The 22,441-nt window shown below is 73.3% G+C and carries 19 protein-coding genes; 13 read left to right on the top strand and 6 right to left on the bottom strand.

Annotation, left to right across the window (positions count from 1 at the left end):
- Nucleotides 1-337: 337 nt before the first annotated feature.
- Nucleotides 338-601: a CDGSH iron-sulfur domain-containing protein gene (locus tag VGD85_RS00895; RefSeq protein WP_331061566.1), complete on the top strand. Its 264-nt coding sequence runs from the start codon at nt 338-340 to the stop codon at nt 599-601.
- A 112-nt stretch (nt 602-713) separates the two neighbouring features.
- Here the strand turns inward: VGD85_RS00895 and VGD85_RS00890 are convergent, their stop codons facing one another.
- Nucleotides 714-1,349, bottom strand: a complete 636-nt coding sequence (locus VGD85_RS00890) for a TetR/AcrR family transcriptional regulator (RefSeq protein ID WP_331061565.1) — start codon at nt 1,347-1,349, stop codon at nt 714-716.
- A 66-nt stretch (nt 1,350-1,415) separates the two neighbouring features.
- Here VGD85_RS00890 and VGD85_RS00885 point away from each other — a divergent pair, with 66 nt between their 5' ends.
- A complete protein-coding gene (locus tag VGD85_RS00885) occupies nt 1,416-1,850 on the top strand; it encodes an ester cyclase (protein ID WP_331061564.1) in 435 nt (144 codons plus the stop codon).
- Between the two features lie 77 nt (nt 1,851-1,927).
- Here VGD85_RS00885 and VGD85_RS00880 read toward each other — a convergent pair whose 3' ends face one another.
- Together VGD85_RS00880 and VGD85_RS00875 are read right to left on the bottom strand one after the other, a co-directional pair.
- Nucleotides 1,928-2,602: a response regulator transcription factor gene (locus tag VGD85_RS00880; RefSeq protein WP_331061563.1), complete on the bottom strand. Its 675-nt coding sequence runs from the start codon at nt 2,600-2,602 to the stop codon at nt 1,928-1,930.
- On the bottom strand, nt 2,599-3,810 hold the full coding sequence (locus tag VGD85_RS00875) for a sensor histidine kinase (protein ID WP_331061562.1): 1,212 nt from the start codon (nt 3,808-3,810) through the stop codon (nt 2,599-2,601). The genes VGD85_RS00880 and VGD85_RS00875 overlap by 4 nt, the downstream gene beginning before the upstream one ends.
- A 194-nt stretch (nt 3,811-4,004) precedes the next feature.
- On the opposite strand from VGD85_RS00875, the gene VGD85_RS00870 reads away from it, so the two are divergent.
- Nucleotides 4,005-6,188 carry an MMPL family transporter gene (locus VGD85_RS00870; RefSeq protein ID WP_331061561.1) on the top strand — a complete coding sequence of 728 codons (2,184 nt, stop codon included), beginning with the start codon at nt 4,005-4,007 and terminating at the stop codon, nt 6,186-6,188.
- Nucleotides 6,189-6,200: 12 nt separating this feature from the next.
- Here VGD85_RS00870 and VGD85_RS00865 read toward each other — a convergent pair whose 3' ends face one another.
- A complete protein-coding gene (locus tag VGD85_RS00865) occupies nt 6,201-9,161 on the bottom strand; it encodes a hypothetical protein (protein ID WP_331061560.1) in 2,961 nt (986 codons plus the stop codon).
- A 152-nt stretch (nt 9,162-9,313) separates the two neighbouring features.
- Between VGD85_RS00865 and VGD85_RS00860 the strand changes: the two genes are divergently transcribed.
- The 4 genes from VGD85_RS00860 to VGD85_RS00845 are packed head-to-tail and all read left to right on the top strand — an operon-like array spanning nt 9,314 to nt 12,179.
- Nucleotides 9,314-10,099, top strand: a complete 786-nt coding sequence (locus tag VGD85_RS00860; protein ID WP_331061559.1) for an ABC transporter ATP-binding protein — start codon at nt 9,314-9,316, stop codon at nt 10,097-10,099.
- A 9-nt stretch (nt 10,100-10,108) separates the two neighbouring features.
- Complete coding sequence (locus VGD85_RS00855) at nt 10,109-10,870, top strand: ABC transporter permease (protein ID WP_331061558.1); 762 nt, start codon at nt 10,109-10,111, stop codon at nt 10,868-10,870.
- Between the two features lie 28 nt (nt 10,871-10,898).
- Entirely contained in the window at nt 10,899-11,675 is a 777-nt protein-coding gene (locus tag VGD85_RS00850; protein ID WP_331061557.1) for a MerR family transcriptional regulator, read from the top strand.
- Between the two features lie 9 nt (nt 11,676-11,684).
- Nucleotides 11,685-12,179, top strand: coding sequence for a GNAT family N-acetyltransferase (locus VGD85_RS00845; protein ID WP_331061556.1), 495 nt, complete (start codon nt 11,685-11,687; stop codon nt 12,177-12,179).
- Here VGD85_RS00845 and VGD85_RS00840 read toward each other — a convergent pair.
- A complete protein-coding gene (locus tag VGD85_RS00840) occupies nt 12,176-13,690 on the bottom strand; it encodes a hypothetical protein (protein WP_331061555.1) in 1,515 nt (504 codons plus the stop codon). The two genes, VGD85_RS00845 and VGD85_RS00840, sit on opposite strands and share 4 nt — an antisense overlap.
- A gap of 192 nt (nt 13,691-13,882) precedes the next feature.
- Nucleotides 13,883-14,458 carry a GNAT family protein gene (locus tag VGD85_RS00835; protein ID WP_331061554.1) on the bottom strand — a complete coding sequence of 192 codons (576 nt, stop codon included), beginning with the start codon at nt 14,456-14,458 and terminating at the stop codon, nt 13,883-13,885.
- Between the two features lie 143 nt (nt 14,459-14,601).
- Between VGD85_RS00835 and VGD85_RS00830 the strand changes: the two genes are divergently transcribed.
- From VGD85_RS00830 to VGD85_RS00805, 6 genes are all read left to right on the top strand, one after another.
- A complete protein-coding gene (locus VGD85_RS00830; RefSeq protein WP_331061553.1) occupies nt 14,602-15,822 on the top strand; it encodes an ROK family protein in 1,221 nt (406 codons plus the stop codon).
- Nucleotides 15,822-16,700 (top strand): sugar ABC transporter permease, encoded by an 879-nt coding sequence (locus tag VGD85_RS00825; protein ID WP_331061552.1) that lies wholly within the window; start codon nt 15,822-15,824, stop codon nt 16,698-16,700. The genes VGD85_RS00830 and VGD85_RS00825 overlap by 1 nt, the downstream gene beginning before the upstream one ends.
- On the top strand, nt 16,693-17,520 hold the full coding sequence (locus VGD85_RS00820; RefSeq protein ID WP_331061551.1) for a carbohydrate ABC transporter permease: 828 nt from the start codon (nt 16,693-16,695) through the stop codon (nt 17,518-17,520). The genes VGD85_RS00825 and VGD85_RS00820 overlap by 8 nt, the downstream gene beginning before the upstream one ends.
- Before the next feature lie 63 nt (nt 17,521-17,583).
- Entirely contained in the window at nt 17,584-18,846 is a 1,263-nt protein-coding gene (locus VGD85_RS00815) for a sugar ABC transporter substrate-binding protein (protein WP_331061550.1), read from the top strand.
- A 74-nt stretch (nt 18,847-18,920) separates the two neighbouring features.
- Nucleotides 18,921-20,105 carry a glycoside hydrolase family 15 protein gene (locus VGD85_RS00810; RefSeq protein WP_331061549.1) on the top strand — a complete coding sequence of 395 codons (1,185 nt, stop codon included), beginning with the start codon at nt 18,921-18,923 and terminating at the stop codon, nt 20,103-20,105.
- Nucleotides 20,102-22,318: a TIM-barrel domain-containing protein gene (locus VGD85_RS00805; RefSeq protein ID WP_331061548.1), complete on the top strand. Its 2,217-nt coding sequence runs from the start codon at nt 20,102-20,104 to the stop codon at nt 22,316-22,318. The genes VGD85_RS00810 and VGD85_RS00805 overlap by 4 nt, the downstream gene beginning before the upstream one ends.
- Nucleotides 22,319-22,441: the final 123 nt, after the last annotated feature.

The following is a 22,441-nucleotide window of genomic DNA, read 5'->3' as shown; positions in this document are numbered from 1 at the left end:
CGGCTCGCACGGAGGTGGAGGTCCGACATCTCCCCGAGGACGTGTACTGGGGCAAGGCCATCGAGGACGAGCGGTACCTGCTGATCAGCCGCGCCTGAACCCGCGACCGGGCCGGACGGTGGAGCGCCCAGGACACGTCGGTGTCCCGCTTCCGGTCCTCGGACCCACACCGTGATGTCGCAGGTCGCGGCTTCGACGCAGCATCCGATGTCCGGGTGCGACCGAGCGGTCGACCAGCCCAGGTTTGCGGACCTGTGCCGAGGCGCGGCTGGTGGCGGCGTTCGGGAGCGGCGACGCTCCTGGGCACAACCGACTGCCCCGCAGGGAAGGAACCTCGATGACGACGACGCCACTGCCCGACTACGACGGCCCCCACGCCCCCTCGCTGACCGTGAGCCCGCTCGACGACGGGCCGCTGCGGGTCGAAGGATCGCTCCGGGTCGTCGATCCCGACGGCACCGCCTACGAGCTCGACGGCGGGAGCCCGGTCTACCTGTGCCGCTGTGGCAGCTCGGCGCGCAAACCGTTCTGCGACGGCAGCCACGCGCGGGTGGGCTTCGCCGCCGCCGACCGGGCGACCGCGGCAGGCGGCGACGCCTGACTTCTCGATCGCGCGGTCCACGACCTTCGGCCGATACGGCCGCCCGTGCACCCGGGAGGTGCGCGGGGCGGGGTCGAGCCGCTGAGCCCCTCGGGTCGCCGGGCTCGGGACGTCAGTCGAGCAGCGCTCGCAGCTGCTCGGCGAGCCAGTCCTCGTACGCCGCCGGCGACCACCCCCGGCGGCGCACCAGTCGGTCGTAGGCGTCCGGTGAGTTCAGCGTCCACACCGCATCGACCAGCCGACGCAGGCCCGGCTCGCCGGCGTGCCGCGCCGGCAGGCCGATGCGGTCCCGCAGCCCGGTGATGGCGTGGGTGGTGCCGGCGTACCGCTCCTGCTCGATCGTGGCGACGAAGTCCACCAGTGCGGCGTCGGTGCCGTGCGCGAGCAGCGCGCCCAGCAGCGGCCCGACCCGCTCGGAGTGGACCCGCACCCAGCCGGCGTACGCCCGCGCGAACGCAGGCCGGTCGACCGCCTCGAACAGCGCCTGGAACTCCGGCCGATCACTGAGGGCGACCTCCACGTCGTCGCCCGCGATCAGCTGGTCGTAGACGGCCTTGACCACGGCCGGCTTGCCGCCGACGGAGTTGTAGACGGTCTGCGGGCTGACGCCGGCGGCGGCCGCCAGCGACGCGACGGTCATCGCCGGATAGCCGCCCTGCAGGAGCAGCTCGCGCGCCGTCGCCACGATCGCGGCCCGGGTCCGTCCGGCGCGCTCGACGCGAGCCGAGTTGTCGTAGGCCCTTGCCACGGAGCCCCCTATTCGTTAGATTGCCATTCCAGTGGAATACCGTTCCAGTCTATCGGGAGTCATGCCATGAACCACAACCCGGCGCAGGCGGCCGCCCTGCGCGTCTTCGAGGCCATCAACTCCGGCGACCTCGACTGCCTCGACGACCTGGTCACCGACGACTTCGTCGACCACGGCTCGCCCTTCCCCCTGCCGCCCGGCCCCGCCGGGTATCGCCAGATCCTCACGTTCGTCACCCAGGTGCTGCGCATCCGCTACGACATCGAGGACGTCTTCTCGACCGAGGACCGGGTCGTGCTCCGGGCGGTCGCCCACGGCGTCGGCGTGGACGCCGTCCACGGTCCGGGCGCCGAGGGCGGCAGCTATGCCATGACCACCGCGCACATCTACCGCACCGAGGGCGCGCGGCTCGCCGAGCACTGGGGCGTCCGCGACGAGTACGGCGCGCGTGTGCAGCTCGGCACGATCGCCGCGCCGGACCTGGCGACGGTGGACAGGTAGACCCGGTCGGTCAGGGCCGCCCCGCGGCCCCGTGGTGGTGGGGCACCGCACCTGACCGCGACCCGATGGATCGAGGGTCAGGGGGTCACGATGCCCGCCTGGTAGGCGATCACCACGAGCTGGGCGCGGTCGCGGGCACCGAGCTTGACCATCGCATGACTGACGTGGGTGCGCGCCGTGGCGGGACTCAGGAACAGCGCGGCGCCGATCTCGTCGTTGCTCAGTCCTCGACCCACCAGCGCCAGCACCTCGCGCTCGCGAGCGGTGAGCACGTCCAGGCGGGCGGCTGCGTCGGCATTGGTGGCCCGGCTGGCGGTGACCTGCGCGATCAGGCGGCGGGTGATCCGCGGGGCCAGCAACGCCTCGCCCGCGGCCACCACCCGGATCGCATGCAGCAGCTCGGCAGGGCCCGCGTCCTTGAGGAGGAACCCGCTCGCCCCGGCCTGGAGACCGTCGAAGACGTAGGCGTCGGTGTCGTACGTCGTCAAGATCAGCACCCGGACGTCCTGGAGTCCTGGTGTCGCACCGATCGCGCGGGTCGCCTCGATCCCGTCGACCTTGGGCATCCGGATGTCCATGAGCACGACGTCGGGACGGGCGGCCCGGGCCTGCTCGACGGCCTCGGCGCCGTCGGCGGCTTCGCCGACCACCTCGATGTCGTCCTCGACGTCCAGCAGGAGTCGGAACCCGGATCGCACGAGGCCCTCATCGTCGGCGAGCAGCACCCGGATCGGGGCCGCGGCGATGGTCACGACGTCCCCGGACCGACCGGCGCCAGCGGCAGCCGCGCGCGCACCTCGAAGCCGCCCGTCGGGGTCGGATGGGCGTCGAGGTCCCCACCGAGCAGCTGACAGCGCTCGCGCATGCCGACGAGCCCGCGACCGGACCCACCCGCCCCGTCGGCGCGCGGGGTCGGGCGGCCCGCAGGGCTCCCCTCGTCGACGACTCGTACGCCGACGGCGTCCGCGTCCGCGTCGATCGCGATCGTGACCCGGGTCGGACCGACGTGGCGGACCACGTTCGTGAGCGCCTCCTGCACGATCCGGTAGACCGCGCTGCCGACGGCGCTCGGGATCGCCGACGCGGGCGGCGCGGCCGCGAGCTCCACGTCGAGCCCGGCCTCCCGCGTCCGCGCGGCGAGCTCGCCGAGCTGTCCCAACCCGGGGTGGGGGACCCGGTCCTCGCGTTCGTCGCGGAGCACCCCGAGGATGGTGCGCATCTCCTGCAGCGCGCGGCCGCTGGTCTGCTCGATCGCCTCCAGCGTCGCGCGCGCCTGGTCCGGTCGACGGTCGAGGACGTGGGCGGTGACACCGGCCTGGACGTTGATGATCGCGATGGCATGCGCGACCGTGTCGTGCACCTCGCGGGCGATCCGCAGCCGCTCGGCGTCGACGCGTGCGCGAGCCTCCTCCTCCCGGGTCCGCTCCGCCAGCTCGGCACGCGCGAGTGCGTCGGACGCGATCACCTGCCGCGAGCGGACCGACTCACCCAGTGCCGCGCTCATCACCGACGCCCCGATCCGGAAGAACACCCAGCCGAGGGCGGCGCGCGGCTCGATGTCGGCGGCGGCGACCAACCAGACGACCGCCAGGATCGAGATGCCGACCCCCGCGATGAGGACGGAACGCCGACCGTCGCCGCGGGCGGTCAGCGTGTACGTCGCGACGAACAGCCCGATCCACCCGGGAGCATCCGGGTAGTCGAGCGTGTAGTAGACGGCGCTGCCCAGGGCGGTCACGGCGAAGACGGCGACCGGCCAACGTCGGCGTACGGCGAGCACGAGCCCGCTCACGACGAGCAGCGCATAGCCCAGGTCGCCCAGGTCGGCGAGCGGGCGCAGCACGGTCTCGGCGTTGCGGTCGGCGCGCGTCGCGGTGCCCTGCACCTGGAGCCCGGCGACCACCACGGCGAGCACCACGTCCTGGGCCCAGGGGTGCAGGCGCAGACGCGGGTCGGGCATGGGCCGATCATAGGTTCGGCCGGCACCGCATCACCTCCGCGGACGGACGCAGGTGACTACGTCGGAGAGCGCGGACCCGAGCGACGCGGTGTACGTCGAGATGCGTAGCCGGTGTCGTCGCCGGGCCGATGAGCCCCGGCGCTGTGGTCGCGAGGATCCTCCGTGTCCCCGCCCCGACGCACGGAGGTCCTCTCGTGACCACGCAGTCCCCGCACGACCCGCCCCAGTCGGCCGGCCCCACGCCGATGGAGCGCCTCGCCGGCTGGTCCCAGCGCCGCCACTGGAGGGCGCTGGCCCTCTGGATCGCCCTCGTGGTGGGTGTCGCCGTCGCGGCCCAGGCCACCGGGGACGAGTACGCCAACGGCAGCGACGTGTCGCTGCCCGGCACCCAGTCCCAGCAGCTGGCCGACCTGCTCGAGGAGCATGCCCCCCAAGCGACCGGTGACAGCGTGACCGTGGTCCTGCACGACGAGCGTGGCTGGGACACCGCCGCCGACGTCGACGCCCTGACCTCCCGGCTGGGGTCGATCGCCCACGTGGACTCCGTCACCCCGCCCGATCCACAGCAGGGCACGGTCTCGCCCGACGGCACGCTCGCCCTGGTCGAGGTCGGCCTGGACGGGGAGTCGGCGGACGCACCGGCGGCGACGTACGAGGCGATCATCGACGTCGCGAAGGCCCAGGGCGGCGACGGCCTGCAGGTCGAGGTGCAGGGCTGGGGGATCCGCAAGGTCGAGAGCGCCGGCGGTGGCGCCGCGGAAGGGGCCGGGATGCTCGCGGCGCTGCTGATCCTCGTGTTCATGTTCGGCTCGCTGCTGGCCGCGACGCTGCCCCTGATCACGGCCACCCTCGCGGTCGGCACCACCTTCGGCCTGGCCATGCTGGTCTCACACCTGATCTCGATCCCCGACTACGCCACGTCGCTGCTGGTGCTGGTCGGTCTCGGCGTCGGCATCGACTACGCCCTGCTCGTGTTCAGCCGGTTCCGCAGCGAGCTGTTGGCCGGCGCCGACCGGGCGCGGGCCACCCGGAGGGCACTCGACACGGCCGGCCGCTCGGTGCTGTTCGCGGGCGCCAGCGTGATCATCGCGCTGCTGGGCATGTTCACACTCGGTGTCGCGGGGTTCGAGGGCACCGTGACCGCTGTCGCGCTCACCGTCCTGATCACGATGGTCGCCTCGATCACGCTGCTGCCGGCGCTGCTCACGGTGTTCGGACGGCGGCTCGAGACCCGGATCCGGGCCCACGCCGCGAAGCGCACCGCGCCCACGGGCGAGGGCTGGCGTCGCTGGGCGGGCCTGATCCAGCGGGCGCCCTGGCCGGCGGTCGTTGTCGCGGTGGTCGCTCTCGGCGCCCTGGCGTTGCCCGCCATCGGCCTGCGCCTCGGACTCAGCGACGCGGGCACGGACCCGACCTCGACGACCGCGCGCGCGGCGTACGACCTGGTCAGCGAGAAGCTCGGGCCCGGCGCCAACGGGCCGCTCCTCGTGGCGGTCGAGGGTTCCGCCCGCGACGCGCAGGCCGTCCAGACCCGGCTCGCGGAGACGCCCGGCATCGTCGCGGACCGGGTGAGCCCACCCGCCGCGGTCGCGGACGGGGTCTGGCTGCTGCGCGCGGAGCCGGTGACGGGGCCGCAGGACGCGGCCACCGCCGACGTGGTCGAGAACCTCCGCGAGGAGCTCGGCGACCCGGTGCTCATCGGCGGACAGACGGCGGCCGGCATCGACTTCAGCCAGGCTCTCGCGGAGCGGTTCCCGCTGTTCGTGGTGGTCGTGGTCGCGCTCTCCGGGCTGCTCCTGATGAGCGTGTTCCGCTCGGTCGCGATCGCGGTCAAGGCGGCGCTGCTCAACCTGCTCTCGATCGGCGCCGCGCTCGGCGCCATGCGACTCGTCTTCCAGGACGGGCGGTTCGGAGCGGACGCAGGACCGATCGAGGCCTTCCTCCCGGTGTTCATCTTCGCGATCGTGTTCGGCCTGTCGATGGACTACGAGGTGTTCCTGCTCTCCCGGATGCGTGAGGAGTGGCTGCGGACCGGCGACCCCCAGCGGGCGGTGCGCGAGGGCCTCGCCCATACCGGCGGCGTGATCACCGCCGCCGCGGCCATCATGGTCGTGATCTTCGGCTCGTTCGTGCTCTTCCCCGACCGGATGCTGCAGCAGGCAGGCTTCGCGATGGCCGTGGCCGTGCTGCTCGACGCCGTGGTCATCCGCTGCCTCGTGGTCCCCGCCGTGATGCGGCTGCTCGGTGCGCGGGCGTGGTGGCTGCCCCGGGTCCTGGACCGGTGGCTTCCGCACCTCCACGTCGAGGGTCGCCCCGACGCGGCGGCGCCGGGTGCGGACCATCGTGACGAGCCGGTGCTCTCGGTCCGCTCGACCTGAGGGCCGACTGGCTCAGGGGACCGTGATGCTCACCGGCGTGGCCGTCGCCTCCGCTCGACCCGGACCCCCGGCGTACCTGGCCCGGACGAAGCCGGTGGCGTTCGGCTTCACCAGGGTCGTGAACGTCCCCGACGACGTGGTGGTGACCGTCCGGGTCGCGGTGTAGGTGGCGGTGTACTGGTAGGTGATCGTGACCACGCCACCCGCGAGCGGCGAGGAGACGCCGGCGGAGTTGATCTGGCTCAGCGTCCCGGTCGCCCGCACGTAGCCGGTGGCCGGGTCGCGCACCGCCGAGAGCGTCAGCGCCGAGCCCCAGGGGCGCACGACGATCGCCTGGGTCGCCGAGGAGGAACCCCAGCCCGGCTTGCCGGCGTAGCGGACCACGATGTCGCCCGAGCCGGTCGGGCGGACGATCACCGTGTAGGTGCCCGAGGCGTTGGTGGCCGCCCGCGTGGCGGCGGTGCGGCCGTCGGCCAGCGGGTAGGTGACGGTCACCGGTGCCGAGGGCATCGCGGTGGCCGTGGTGCCGTCGGACTGCTTCAACGTCCCCGTCACCGTCACGGGTGCCCCGGCCATCACGTCCGTGCTGGACGGGGCGACCGTGAGCGCCGTCGCCCACGGGTGCACGACGATCGACTGCGTGGCCGAGGAGGCTCCCCAGCCCAGCTTGCCGGCGTAGCGGACCACGATGTCGCCCGAGCCGGTGGGCCGGACGAGGACCGTGTAGGTGCCCGCGGCGTTGGTGGCCGCCCGCGTGGTGGCGGTGCGCCCGTCGGCCAGTGGGTAGCTGAGCGTCACCGGTGCCGAGGGCATCGCGGTCTCGGTCGTGCCGTCGGACTGCTTCAGCGTCCCCGTGACCGTGACCGGCGCGCCGGCCATCAGGTCCGTGGCCGAGGGACTGACCGTCAGCGCGGTCGTCCACGGGGTCACGGTGATCGCCGCGCTGTCGGCCACCGAGGAGCCCATCCCGACGCGGCCGACGAACCGCGCCTGCAGCGTGGTGGACACCAACGGCTTGACCACGACGGAGTAGGACCCGTCGGCGCCGCTCAGGCTCGATCCGACGATCGACCAGGTCGTCGCCGACCCGGCCTTGCCGTAGATCGACACCCGCTCGCCCGCCGCCGGAGCCGTCGACCCGCCCGGCAGGGTGCGGGTGAGTACGCCGGTCACGCCGACGGCCGTGCCGGCCTGGACCGACGCGGCGTCGACCGCCCCGGTCAGTCCGGTGGTGCACGGCCCGGAGGCGATGCTCACGTCGACCGCGGTCGAGGTCGATGCGGGGAACGCCGGCACCGCCGTCGTCCGCACCGTGTAGGCACCCGCGGTGGGGACCAGCAGGGCGGACGCGACGCCCGTCGCGTCCGTCAGCCTCGAGGCGACCTGGACCGGCGTACCGGTGGCGCCCTGACGCAGCCACGCGACCGGCACCCCCTTGACCGGACGGCCGCTCGCCTGGTCGACCACCCGGGCCGTCAGGACGGCCTTGCCGGTCGGGCACGCGACGTAGCTGGACGTCTCCGCGTCCACCGTCAACGCCGGCGACGCCGTCCGCGGCGCCGTCGAGAACGTCAGCGCGCTGCTGCGCACGAGCTTCGCGCCGGTGTTGTCGACGACGGTCGCGGTGACCTTGGCCTGCGTGGCGGACGCCGCGTTGCAGACGACCTCGGTCTGCAGGGCGGTCCGGTCGGCGAACACGCAGTCCGAGCGCGACGCCGACCAGGTCACCGTCGCGGTCCGCCCGGGCGGCAGCTCGAGCGTGGCGGCGACCTGCGTGGGCAGCCCCGGCACGGCCGGGTTGTTCACCGACACGGTGCCGCCGAGCACCGTCGGCACGCCGGGATCGCCGCCGCCGACGCCGTCGCCGCCACCGATGAGGAACCGCGAGCTCGCGGTGTTCCAGTGGCCCGCCAGGTAGGACCCGGCGGCCGGGTACGTCGAGTAGTAGTCGTCGTTGTTGCAGTCGAACAACGTCTCCTGGTCGGTCGGGCAGATCTGCTGCATCGTCTTGCCGCCGCCGTCGGCGTAGCACATCCGGTCGGACTCGTCGTAGCAGTGCCCGCGCGAGGTTGCGTGGGGGGCATCGCCCTGCACCGAGCCCATGGTGTGGGAGAGCTCGTGGGCCTCGACCGACTGGGCCTGGCCCCAGCATCCGGTGTCGATCCGCGCGAACTGCGCGTAGGCGCCGTTGTTCGGGTTGTCCTGCCCGGGCGTGCTGCTCAGGTAGGTCTGCGCGATGCCGCACTGGCCGGTGCCGTCGACCCACATCAGGTACTTGCGCCCGGGCGCGGTGTATCCCGCGGCCCGCATGGCGCTGATCGTGGCGTCGAAGCTCGTGAAGGAGCCGGGCGGGAGCGTCACGTTCAGGACGGTCGGCGAGCAGGTGCCGTCGCCGTTGGCGCTGGTGACGAAGCGGACGTCGCGCACGCCGCCGGTCTTGGCCGCGGAGAGGTTGAAGACCGTGTTGACCCCGGCCGCCCACTGCTTGATCTGGTCGCCCACCGCCGCGAACCGGTTCGTGCGGTCGGAGGTGACGACGTAGATCGCCTGCACCCGATAGCCCGACGTCCCGTCGCCGTCGCACGGCACGCGATCGGTGACGGCGGCGACCTGGGCCGCGACCGGGACGCCCTCGTCCTGGGCGGCGGCGACCGCGGCCGCGGCCGCCCCGGTGCGAGCCTCGAGGACCGCGGTCGGCACGTGCTTGTCGACGTCGACGCCCGGAGGTGCCTTGTCGGCGTGGGCGCACGAGGCCGGATCGCCGGGGAGCGCAGGCGCGATGACCTCGCCGTCGCAGTCCTCCCAGCCGGTGGCCTGGGCGTAGGACCCGGCGCGCGAACGGTCGCCGCCGGCGCTCACCGCTGCCGCGGTGACACCGCCGGCGGCGAGGAGGAGGCTGAGGGCGAGGGCGGTGGTCCGGCGAGGGACCCGCCGCCGTGAGGAGGCGGCCGGGGACAGCGAACGTACGGTCATCCATGACTCCAACGCAGCGAGAGCGGCCCGTCCGTGGGTCGCCGATGAGTGCCCTATCGACCGCCCGGCCACGGACCTGAGCGGTGCGATCCGAACGCCGCTCGGGCACCGGGCTTGACCTTGACGCAGCGTCAGGGCCGCACGCTCGTGCCATGACCACCACGACCACCGCCCCGCCCGCCATCGCGGTCGCCGGGCTCACCAAGTCCTACGGCGACACCGTGGTGCTGCGCGGCGTCGACCTCGACGTCGCCCGCGGCACCATCTTCGCCCTGCTCGGCTCCAACGGGGCCGGCAAGACCACCACGGTCCGGATCCTCGCCACGTTGCTGGCGCCGGACGCCGGGACCGTCGTCGTCGACGGCACCGACGTCCGCGACGAACCAGCCCGCGTGCGCGAGTCGATCAGCCTCACCGGCCAGTTCGCCGCCGTCGACGAGATCCTCACCGGCCGGGAGAACCTCGTGCTCGTCGCCCGGCTGCGGCACCTGCCCGACCCCGGCGCGATCGCCGACGACCTGCTCGCCCGGTTCGACCTCGTCGACGCGGCCGACCGGCGCGCCGGCACCTACTCCGGCGGCATGCGCCGGCGCCTCGACATCGCGATGAGCCTGATCGGCGAGCCGCCGGTGATCTTCCTCGACGAGCCGACCACCGGCCTGGACCCGCAGGCCCGGCTCGAGGTGTGGCGGGCCGTCAAGGAGCTCGCCGCCGGCGGCACCACGATCCTGCTCACCACCCAGCACCTCGACGAGGCCGAGCAGCTCGCCGACCGGATCGCGATCCTCCACGACGGCCGGATCGTCGTGAACGGCACCCTCGCCGAGCTCAAGGCGCTGCTGCCCCCGGCGACCGTCGAGTACGTCGAGAAGCAGCCGACCCTGGAGGAGATCTTCCTCGCCGTGATCGGCGCCGAGACCAGCCCCGCCCAGAACTGAGGACCGACCATGACCACCCACTTCGTCCGCGACACCATCACCCTCCTGGGCCGCTCCCTGCGCCACATCCTGCGCAGCCCGGACACGATCATCACCACCGCGATCACCCCGATCGCGATGCTGCTGCTGTTCGTCTACGTCTTCGGCGGCGCGATCGACACCGGGGGCGAGGAGTACGTCGACTACCTGCTGCCCGGGATCTTGCTGATCACCATCGCCTCCGGCATCGCCTACACCGCCTACCGGCTGTTCACCGACGCCTCGAGCGGCCTGTTCGAACGGTTCCAGTCGATGCCGATCGCCCGCTCCGCGCTGTTGTGGGGCCACGTGCTGACCTCGCTGGTGGCCAACCTGGTCGCGCTCGTGCTGGTGGTGCTCGTCGCGGTCGCGATGGGCTTCCGCTCCGGTGCCGGCGTCCTCGCCTGGCTCGGCGTCACCGGCATCTTGATGCTGTTCACGCTGACCCTGACCTGGCTCGCCGTGATCCCGGGGCTGACCGCCAAGTCCGCCGACAGCGTGGGCGGGTTCTCCTACCCGCTGATCTTCCTGCCGTTCGTCAGCTCGGCGTTCGTGCCGACCTCCGGCATGCCCGGACCGGTGCGCTGGTTCGCCGAGCACCAGCCGGTCACCTCGATCGTCGACACCTTGCGCAGCCTGTACGCCGAGCAGCCAGTCGGCCACGACATCTGGATCGCGCTGGCCTGGTGCCTGGGACTGCTCGTGGTCGCCTACCTGCTCGCGATGCGCGTCTACCACCGCAAGTTCGCGTGACGGGGCGGGGGACGGGCAGGCTGGGCCCGTGCTGACGATCGGCCAGCTGGCGGCGTACGCCGGGGTGACCCAGCGGACCGTGCGCCACTACCACCAGATCGGGTTGCTGCCCGAGCCCGGACGGGACGCGTCGGGCTACCGCTCCTACGACGCCCGCGCCGTGGTCGACCTGATCCGGATCCGGACCCTGGCCGAGGCCGGCGTGCCGCTCGCCCGGGTGCGGGAGCTGCTCGACGCGGACCCCGACGAGTTCGCGACCGCGGTCGCCGAGATCGACCAGCGGCTGCGTGCGGAGATCCGGCAGCTGCAGGAGCACCGCCGCCGGATCGCGCGGCTCGCGGACGGCGACTCGCTCGCGGTGGGTCCCGAGGTCGCCGCGTACCTCGACCGGCTGCGTGCCGCCGGCGCCTCGGACGCGATGGTCGAGGGGGAGCGGGACGGGTGGATCCTGATGAGCGCCCGCTGGCCGGAGCGGATCCCCGAGCTGATGGCCGACAAGCTCGCTCAGCTCGAGGACCCGCGGACGCTGCGGCTCTATCGCCTCTTCGACGAGCTGGTGGAGCTCGGCATGGACGAGGAGCGGCTCGAGGCCGCGGCGGACCTGATGGCCGAGGTCATGGAGGAGTCCGCCGCCCGCGGCGAGCTGGACCGGCAGCACGACGAGCTGGACGACGACGCGTACGTCGCGCTGATGGACGCGTTCGCGACCGACGCCCACCCGATGGTCGAACGGCTCCAGGAGCTGCTGGCCGAGCGCGGCTGGAGCGGCTGGATCCGGGTGGAGCGCGCCGCACCGGGGTCCTAGTCTCGTCGCATGACCGAGCCGTCCGTCGTGATCCGCCCGGCGCAGCCGGGCGACGTCGAGGTCCTGCACCGGTTCGTGGTGCAGCTCGCCGAGGACGAGGAGTTTCCCGGCGCGGTGCAGGCCCGGCCCGACGACCTCGCCGGCGCGCTGTTCGGGTCCGACCCGATGGCGCACGCGCTGGTGGCCGAGGTGGCCGGCGTACCGATCGGGTTCGCGCTCTACTACTTCGCCTACAGCACGATCATGGGCCGGCGGACCCTGCACCTGGAGGACCTGTACGTCGTCGCCGAGCACCGCAGCCGCGGCGCCGGACGGATGCTGCTCCGCGAGCTCGCGCGCACCGCGCAGGCCCACGGGTGCGCACGGTTCGAGTGGTGGGTGCTGCGCACCAACGACCCGGCGATCGGCTTCTACCGGCGCCTCGGCGCGCGTGAGGTCGACGAGATCCACGTGATGCGGCTCGAGGGCGCGGGTCTCGCCGAGCTGGCGGGGCCCGGAGGCTAGGCGCCGGGGGTCAGGCAGCCGCCGCCGGCGCCGAGCCGCTCGAGCCCGGCGAGGTCACCGGCGCCCCACTGGTCCAGGCCGTAGCCGATCGCCGGCGACATCAGCTGCGCCGCGTCGCCGTCGACGTGCATCAGGCCCACGGCGTGCCCGATCTCGTGCATGAGCGCCGCCACGCGGGTCAGGCCCTCGCCCGCACCGGGCAGGAGCGCCTTGTTGAACGCGCTGCTGATCGTGACCCCGCCCTGGTAGATCTGCCGGACCGGCCGACCGGCCGGGTCGGTCGCGAGCGCCGCGCGGAACTCCGGGCCGCCGACGCCGAGCGTCCCCGGCGGGAGCAGCCCGTGCATCTGGGCGGGGTCGGCCCAGGCGATCACCAGGTCGGCGACGGCCGGGTCGAAGGTGTCGCCGGCGAGGAACGGGATGACCGTCGTGGTGCCGCGGAACTCGAACCGCAGCCCCGTGGCCTGGCTGACCTGGTCGAGCGCGGCCCGGACGTCGGGCAGCACGCCGGCGGGCGCCTTCGCGAGGTTGACCTTGTAGCTGATCGTCGCGCACGGGTTCCACCGGCCGACCGGGTCCGGGCTGACGAAGGCGTAGCTGCTCTCCTGGCCGTCCGGGGTGTAGTCGGGGACGACCACGAAGGTCTCCGCCGGCGTCGTGGCCACCTCGCCCTTCGCGTCGGTGATGCGCAGCCGGTAGGACGCGTGCGAGAGGTACGCCGTCGGCAGGCTCAGCGCGAAGCCGCCCGTGCCCGTCACGGGGCTGCTCGCGACGTCGACCCACCGGTCGGCGACCAGCCGCTGCACGGTGGCGGTCCCCTTGGTCGGCCGGCTGTCCAGCGTGCCCCGGATCGACTGCTGGGACCCGACCAGCACCCGGGTGCCGGGCCACGTGACGCTCATCCCCGGGTAGGTCTTCGTGGTCGGACTGTCGGGCTGCCAGACCGCCCGGAGCGTGACCGGGGAGGAGGTGACCGCGGGCGCGCCGGGGACCTTGCCCACGGAGATGCGGAAGCGGCGGGGCTCGTTCACCCGGTGCAGGGTCAGCTCGAGGCCGAAGGCGCCCGCGGCGTCGGTGCGGGTGTCCTTCACGTAGGTCCACACGCCGTCCTCGGCGATCAGCTCCTCGAGGTAGACCCACCGCTTCACGCCGTTGCTGGGCATCGGCGCGGTGCCGGTGACCGACACCGGGCGGTCCTGCAGCGGGGTGAGCGTGCCCCACTTCACCGAGAGCCGGCGCTTGCTCGGGTCCTCGCCCAGGACGCTCGCCAGCCGGTCCTGTGCGGCCGGACCCACCTGGGTGAGGACCGGCAGGCTCAGCGGCACGAGCGAGGTGACCGCCGGCGAGGTGACCACGCCCCCGTCGGCCGCGCTCGGGGGGGTCGCGCCGGGCACGAGCACGGACGACAGGGCCAGTACCACCGTCGCCGTGACGGCGCGGGACCGGTGGGTGCGCAGCGCGCGGGCTGCCGGCTGAAGGCGTGCGGGTGCGCCTCGGCGCATCGTGGACATCCATGTCCCCTTTGTCGACGAAATCCGTTTCGGACGCCCCACAGATCGGCGGAACGGCGCGCGGCTTGAGGAGCCGGGACAAAGTGGTGTGCGGAATCACCCGCGGGGTCCTGGGCGTCGAGACACCAGAACTGGCTGCGCGACCGGCCGCCGGACAGCCAGTTCTGGTGTCTCGACGGGAGACGGGCCGGGCTAGCGGCGGGCGCGCCACTCCTCGGCGAGCAGGGCGTAGCCGTAGCCGTCGAGCCACTCGCCCGACCGGTGCAGCGAGTCGCGCACGGTGTGCAGCTCGCGGCGCATGCCGACGCGCTCCATCAGCCGCCACGAGGCGGTGTTGTCGGCGAAGCACAGGGCCACCACGCGCCGCAGCCGCAGGTCCTCGAAGCAGATCCGCAGCAGCTCGGTGACCGCCTCGGTCGCATAGCCGCGGCCGGAGTGGGCCGGGTCGATCGTCCAGCCGAGCTCGGCCTGGGTCCCGGCCGCGCGGCCGGCGACCTCGCCCTGCGCCCAGGCGTCCTCGACGCGCAGCATCAGGTCGCCCACGACCGCGCCGTCGTGCTCGACCACCAGCGTCGTCGCGAGCCGGTCGGGGGCGAGGAACCGCTGCGCGTACGCCGCGCGGTCCGGCTCGGCCCAGGTGACCCACTCGCCGACCTCGGGGAGCCGGCGGAACGCCCAGGTGGCGTCGAGGTCGGCGGCCGCGGCCGGCCGGATCGTCAGCCGCTCGGTGCGGACGGGCCAGGAGACGGCGCTCAGGTCCTGGGTCACCGGGCCAGTCTCGGGCCCGGCGGTCCGGCGCGTCTCCCGGTTATCGCGCCCGGAGCGGCCGGTGCTGCGGCGTGACGCTTGACACGGACTTATTTTGGGACTAAACAAAGTCCCGAAGTAAGTGGTCCGACCCGAGGAAGCCGATGCCTGCACCGTCCAGCACCCGTGGCGGCGACCTGCTGCCCGCCGCGATCCTCGGCCTGCTCGGCAGCCGCGGCTCCTCCTCGCGCGCCGACATCGCCCGGCTGCTGCGGGTCAGCCCGGCGGCGGTCACCCAGGCCACCAAGGGCCTCATCGGCCGGGGGCTGGTGGCCGAGCTCGAGGCGGAGCCGTCGCGGGGCGGACGGCCGGCCCGCCTGCTCGGACTGGTCCGCGAGGCCGCCAGCGCCATCGGCGTCAAGGTCACCGCCGACCACGTCGCGACCGTCCGGGTCACCCTCGACGGCCTGGTCGAGGCCTACAGCACCCGGCCCTTCGACCCCTCGGCCCCCGACGCCCTGGACCGGCTCGGCCGGCTGCTCGCCGAGGCCGTCGCCGCCCACCCGGGCGCGCTGCTCGGCGTCGGCGTCGGCGTGCCGGGCTCCGTGGACTCGCAGGGTTCCGGCGTCGTGACCGCCCCGACGCTGGGCTGGTCCGAGCTCGCCGTCGGCGCCCACCTGCGCGCCGAGCTGGGGGTGCCCGTGCTGCTCGACAACGACGTCAACACCCTGGCCGCGGCCGAACGGCTCTACGGCGTGGGGCAGGACGCGGCGTCGTACCTCGTCGTCACGATCGGGCGCGGCATCGGCTGCGGCGTCGTCGTCGACGGCTCGATCTATCGCGGCGCCCGCGGCGGTGCCGGCGAGATCGGCCACGTGCCGGTCGCCGACGACGGGCCGGAGTGCGCCTGCGGCGGCACCGGGTGCCTCGAGGCGCTGATCGGGGAGGAGGCGCTCGTGCGCCTGGCCCGCGAGCGCGGCGTGGTCGGGCCGGCCGACGGGATCGCCGAGCTCACCGGAGCTGCCGACGCCGGGTCCGAGGCAGCCACGGAGATCTTCGCGACCGCCGGCCGGCTGCTCGGCCGGGCGCTGGCCGGCGTCGTGCACACCATCGACCCGGGCGTGCTGGTGATCCAGGGCGAGGGCGTCACCGCCTGGCGGCACTGGCAGTCCCCGTTCGAGGCGTCGTTCCGCCGCCACCTGATGCCGAGCCGGCGGTCCCTGCGCTACCAGGTGCACGCGTGGTCGGAGCAGCAGTGGACCCTCGGTGCCGCGAGCCTGGTGCTGGCCGCGCCGTTCGACTCCACCGACACCACCGGCGAGCAGGGCCGCCTGGTCCGCGCCCGGCTCCAAGACACTGCCGACCAGCCCGAGGACGGCGCCTGATGCACCGGGGCCGGTGGCGCACGCTCGGCTGGGCCCTCGTCTTCCTCGGCCCCAGCGCCGTGCCGCTGCTGCTGTTCACCGCGGTGCCGATGGTCTCCTCGGCCTGGGTGAGCCTGCACGAGTGGAACCTGATTTCCGACATGCGCTGGGTCGGGCTCGAGAACTACCGCGAGCTGCTGACCGACCCCGCGACCCGGGAGGTCTTCTGGCACACGCTGCTGTTCGTCGCCGGCTACCTGCCGCTGGTGTACGTCGGCGGGCTGGCGCTCGCGGTCGCGCTCAACCGCCGGATGCCGGCCAACGCGTTCTTCCGGGCCGCCTACTTCCTGCCGGTGGTCACCAGCTGGGTCGTCGTGGCGCTGGTGTGGAAGTGGCTGCTCAACCCGAGCAGCGGCCTGGTCAACCACCTGCTGGGTGCGGCCGGCCTGGGCCAGCCCGGGTGGTGGACCGACCCGACCTGGGCGCTGCCCTCGGTGATCCTCGCCTCGGCGTGGAAGGACCTCGGCTTCGTGATGGTGATCCTGCTCGCCGGCCTGCAGGCGATCCCCGGCGACGTGCTCGAGGCCGCAGACGTCGACGGCGCCACCGGGTGGAAGCGGTTCTGGCACGTCACCTTGCCGTTGCTCTCGCCGTCGACGTTCTTCGTGGTCGTGATCTCGCTGATCAACGGCTTCCAGGTCTTCGACCAGGTGTTCGTGATGACCGGCGGCGGCCCCGCCGGCTCGAGCCAGGTCGTGGTCGGGCAGATCTACGACCTCACCTTCCGCTACGGCCGGGCCGGTGAGGCCTCCGCGCTGTCCTGGCTGCTGTTCGCCGTGATCCTGCTGATCACCGCCGTCCAGATCCGCGGGCAGAGGCGGTGGGTGCACCATGCGTGACCACGCCCGTCACCCCGTGCGCTCCGTCGCCGTGCTCGCCCTGGTCGTCCTCGGCGCCGTGCTGATGCTCTTCCCGTTCCTGTGGACGGTGATCACCTCGATCACGCCCGGCGGGAGCCTGGCCGACGGTCCGACGCTGTGGGTCGAGGACCCGACGCTCGACGCCTACCGCTCGCTCGTGGACGCCGTGCCGATCTGGCGGATCCTGGTGAACTCCTTCGCGATCGCCGTCACCTCGACCGTGCTCCAGCTGGTCACCGGGTCGATGGCGGCCTACGGGTTCGCCCGGCTCCGCTTCCCGGGCCGCAACGTCGTCTTCGGGCTCTACCTCGCGACGATGATGGTGCCGCTGCAGGTCCTCGTGGTGCCGCTGTTCATCGAGATGAAGACCCTGAACCTGCAAGACACCTACCTGGGTCTGCTCGCCCCCTCGTTCGCGTCCGCGTTCGGCGTGTTCCTGCTCAAGCAGGCGGTCGAGACCGTGCCGACCGAGCTCGACGAGGCCGCCACCATCGACGGCGCCGGGCACCTGCGGATCTTCGCCACGATCGTGCTCCCGCTGATCCGCCCGGCCCTGGCCACGGTCGCGGTGTTCGCGTTCATGGCGTCGTGGAACAGCTTCCTGTGGCCGCTCGTGGTGATCCGCTCGCCCGAGCTGATGACGCTGCCACTCGGGTTGGCGACGCTCCAAGGCCAGTTCACCACCGAGTGGGACGTCGTGATGGCCGGGTCGGTCGTCTCGATCGTCCCGATCGCCCTGGTCTACCTCCTCGCGCAACGCCACGTCGTGGCGGGCATCGCGCACACCGGCATCAAGTGACGACTCGCAACCGCTGAAGGCTTCCCCGGTCGCCGACGACCGCGGACGACGAAAGGAACACCGATGAACAACCACCGCAGGCGTCTGACGGCCGTCGCCGTCGCCGGCATCGCCTCCCTCGCCCTGGGCGCCTGCTCCCAGGGCTCGGCGACCTCCAAGGACGCCGACTCCGCCGACGGCAAGACCACGATCACCTACATGGAGTTCTCCTCCAACGGCGGGCATGAGCAGGACCTGGCCGCGATCGTCGACGCGTTCGAGAAGGAGCACGACGACATCGAGGTGAAGGTCGAGACCACGCCGTACGACTCCTACTTCACCAAGCTGCAGACCGCGCTCGCGGGCGGCACGGCCGGGGATACCTTCGAGCTCAACTACGAGAACTTCGTGACGTACGCCGAGAACGGCTCGCTCGCCGAGCTCGGCTCCTACGACGAGGCGGCCTACAAGCCGTCGCTGCTCGAGGCGTTCTCCCGCGACGGTGCGCAGTACGCGCTGCCGGAGTCGTTCTCCGACGTCGTGCTGTTCTACAACAAGGAGCTCTTCGACAAGGCCGGCGTGGAGACGCCGACGTCCGACTGGACCTGGAAGGACGAGGCCGCGGCCGCGGCGAAGCTCACCGACAAGGGTGCCGGCGTCTGGGGCGACTACCAGCCCGTGCAGTTCTTCGAGTTCTACAAGGCGCTCGCGCAGTCCGGCGGGTCGTTCTTCAACGAGGACGGCACCGAGGCGACGTTCGACTCACCGGAGGGCGTCGAGGCGGCCCAGTGGCTCGTGGGCAAGCCGGGCAAGACGATGCCGACCGAGGCCGAGGGCGCGGGCACGCCCGACTTCGACACCAACCTGTTCAAGGACGGCAAGCTCGCGATGTGGCACAGCGGCATCTGGATGTTCGCGGGCCTCGCCGACGTGCCGTTCGAGTGGGACATCGCCGTCGAGCCCGGCAACACCCAGCAGGCCTCGGCGATGTTCGCCAACGGTGTCGCCGTCAACGCCGACAGCGACCACCAGGAGGCCGCCGAGGAGTGGCTGTCGTTCCTGACCTCCTCCAAGGCGATGGCCGACACCCGCCTGAGCACGTCGTGGGAGCTGCCGCCGGTCGCCGACGAGTCGCTGCTCGCGCCGTACCTCGAGCAGGACAAGCCCGCCAACCGGGCCGCGGTGATGGAGTCGCTGGAGTCCGTGGCGCTGCCGCCGGTCATCGCCCGGCAGGCCGAGATGCAGGACGCGATCACCAAGGAGCTCGGCGAGGCCGCGGCCGGACGCAAGAGCGTCGAGGACGCGCTCGCGGACGCGAAGAAGGCCGTCGACGCGCTGCTCGACTGACCGCCGGCACCACCCGACGGGGTGGGCCGTCTCGGCGGCCCACCCCACGATCTCGACGAAGAGAGACCTCTCGCATGTCCTCCCTGCACCCCGACCCGACCACCCTCGACCTGAACGCCCTCGGCCTGCCCGCCGCCGAACGCGACCGGCTCGCCGAGCTCGCGGTCGCGAGCCACCGGATCATCACCGGCCACCAGGACCCCGGCGGCGCCTACCCGGCCAGCCCGGACTTCTCGGCGTACGCCGGCTATGCCTGGCTGCGCGACGGCGCGTTCACCGCCGAGGGCGTGTCGCGGTACGGCGACGCCGACTCGGCCGGCCGGTTCCACGACTGGGCCGCCCGCACCCTGGCCAGCCGCCGTGGCCAGGTCGACGGGCTGCTCGCCGTGGCGGCCGAGGGCCGCACGCCGGCGCGCGCGGAGATGCTCCCGACGCGGTTCACGTTCGCCGGCGAGGACGGCACCGACGAGTGGTGGGACTTCCAGACCGACGGCTACGGCACCTGGCTGTGGGCCGTGGTGACGTTCGCCCGCCGCCACGGCCGCGGCCTGGACCGCTGGCGCGCCGGCATCGAGGTCGCGGTCGACTACCTGACCGCCTTCTGGTCGCTGCCCTGCTACGACTGGTGGGAGGAGCACGCCGAGCACCGGCACGTCTCGACCCTCGCCGCCATCCACGGCGGCCTGCGGGCGGTGCTCGGCGCGGACGTCCTCGACCCCGTCCGCGCCGACGCCACCGCCTCGGTGATCGCCGAGATCCGCGACCTGGTGCGGGCCCGGGGCGTCGCGGACGGGCACCTGACCAAGTGGCTGGGCACCGACGCGGTCGACGCGTCGCTGGTGTCCGCCGTCGTCCCGTTCGGCCTGGTCTCCGACCACGACCCGGTCGCGGCCGCGACGATCCACGCCGTCGCCGCCCAGCTCGACGTCGACGGCGGCGTGCACCGGTTCGCCGAGGACGTCTTCTACGGAGGCGGGCAGTGGCTGCTGCTCTCCGCCCTCCTCGGCTGGAACCTCGCGGTCCGCGGCGAGACCGCCGCCGCGCTGACGCACCTGCGCTGGATCGCCGCGCAGGCCACCGCGACCGGTGAGCTGCCCGAGCAGGTGCCCGGGCACCTGCTGCACGCCGAGCACCGCCAGGAGTGGCTGGATCGCTGGGGTCCCGTCGCCACGCCGCTGTTGTGGTCGCACGGCATGTACCTCGTGCTCGCCGACGTGCTCGGCCTGCTCCCGGGGGAGCCCGAGGAGCGCGCCCGATGATCACGCACCGGCCGCACGGCATCGAGCACCCGTACGCCCACTCCGCCGACCAGCGGGTCCCGGTGCTGCCGCTGGTGGGCACGACCTGCCGGCTCGGTGTCACCGCCGACCCGGCGGTGGTCGCCGTGCGCTGCGAGTGGGAGGACGCGTCGCTCCCCATGCACCCGCGGGAGGTCGACTCGGCCGACGCGGCGGCGCTCGCCGGCGGCGAAGGCCACCTGGCCGAGGCCCAGGCCGGCATGCTCGAGGCGGACGGCGCCTGGACCGTGGAGACGGCCGTGCTGGAGGCGGGCCGCCGCTACCGCTACCGGTTCGTGGGCCGCACCGCCTCCGGGGAGGAGGTCGCCACGCCGGCGTACGACGTCGCCGCCGCGGCCTGGACCACCGACCACCCCGGCCGTCTGGTGGGCGGAGGCGACCGGGTCGTGCCGGGCAGCGTCTCGTGGCTGGTGAGTCCCGACGGCGCGCACCGGGCGCGGTTCGCGCTGGCGCTGCGGCCCGGCGACCACGTGGTCGGTTTCGGCGAGCGGTTCGACCGGCTCGACCAGGCCGGCCACCGCCTCGACGCCGTGGTGTTCGAGCAGTACAAGTCCCAGGGCCGGCACGGCCGCACCTACCTGCCGATGCCGTTCGCGCACGTGGTCGGCGCCGACGGCAGCGCGTGGGGCTTCCACGTCCGCACGTCGCGACGCACGTGGTACGACGTGGGCGCGAGCACGCCGGAGGCGCTGGTCGTCGAGGTGGACCTCGGGTTCGGGCCGGCCGCGGTCGAGCTCGCCGTCCACGAGGGCACCCCCACCGACGTACTGCGCGGCTTCCTCGACGAGGTGGGCCGCGCCGAGGAGCTCCCCGCGTGGGTGCTGCGGCTGTGGGCGTCGGGCAACGAGTGGAACACCCAGCAGCTGGTGATGGACCGGATGGACCGCCACCGCGAGCTGGACGTCCCCGTCGGCGTCGTGGTGATCGAGGCCTGGAGCGACGAGGAAGGGATCACGATCTTCCGCGACGCGACCTACGCGCCGCACGAGGACGGTGCCGCGCACGAGGCGGCCGACTTCGACTACCCGGCCGACGGCGCCTGGCCGGACCCGCGCGGGATGGTCGAGGAGCTCCACGCCCGCGGGATCAAGGTGATCCTCTGGCAGATCCCGCTGCAGAAGACCGACCCCGAGCTCACCGGCCAGGTGCGGATGGACGCCGAGGCGATGGTCCGCGAGGGTCACGCGGTGCTCGAGGCCGACGGCTCGGCGTACCACAACCGCGGCTGGTGGTTCCCGCGCGCACTGATGCCCGACCTGTCGGCGCCGCGCACCCGCGACTGGTGGACCGCCAAGCGCCGCTACCTGGTCGCCGACCTCGACGTCGACGGCTTCAAGACCGACGGCGGCGAGCACGCCTGGGGCCACGACCTGAGGTACGCGGACGGGCGCCGCGGCGATGAGGGCAACAACCTGTTCCCGGTGCACTACGCCCGCGCGTTCGGCGACCTGCTGCGTGCGGAGGGCAAGGCGCCGGTGACGTTCTCGCGCGCCGGGTTCGCGGGATCGCAGGCGCACGGCGTGTTCTGGGCGGGCGACGAGGACTCCACGTGGGAGGCGTTCCGCAACTCGGTGACCGCCGGGCTGACCGCCGCCGCGTGCGGCATCGTCTACTGGGGCTGGGACCTCGCGGGCTTCTCCGGCCCGGTGCCCGACGCCGAGCTCTACCTGCGCGCGGCCGGCGCGTCGGTGTTCATGCCGGTCATGCAGTACCACTCCGAGTTCAACCACCACCGGCCGCCGCTGCGCGACCGGACCCCGTGGAACGTCGCGGAGTCGACCGGTGACGAGCGGGTGGTGCCGGTGTTCCGGCGGTTCGCGCACCTGCGCGAGCGGCTGGTGCCCTACCTGGCCGAGCAGGCGGCGCGGACCGTCGCCAGCGACCGGCCGCTGATGCGGCCGCTGTTCTTCGACCACCCCGGCGACCCGCTGGTGTGGGAGCACCCGCGGCAGTGGCTGCTCGGCGACGACCTCCTCGTCAGCCCGGTCACCGAGGCCGGTGCCACGAGGTGGCCGGCGTACCTGCCGGCCGGTGCGTGGGTCGACGCCTGGACCGGGACGCCGTACGACGGCGGCACGGTCGTGACCACCGACGTGCCGATCGACGTGGTGCCGGTGTTCGTGCGGGCCGAGGCCTGGGACGCGCTGGCGGAGGTCTTCGACCCGGCGCGCTGAGGGAGCCGCCCGGCGCCTCGGTGTGCGAGCATCCTGGCGTGCAGGACGACCGTGCGGACGTGCGGGCCGTCCGCCCGTCGGTGGCGGCGGTCGGGCCGGCGCGGGTGACCGCGGTGCTCGACG

Source organism: Nocardioides sp. (assembly GCF_036401255.1).
In the GTDB taxonomy this organism is placed as follows: domain Bacteria; phylum Actinomycetota; class Actinomycetes; order Propionibacteriales; family Nocardioidaceae; genus Nocardioides.
Note: the sequence above shows the minus strand (reverse complement) of the source record. Positions and strands in the feature narration are given on the sequence as shown.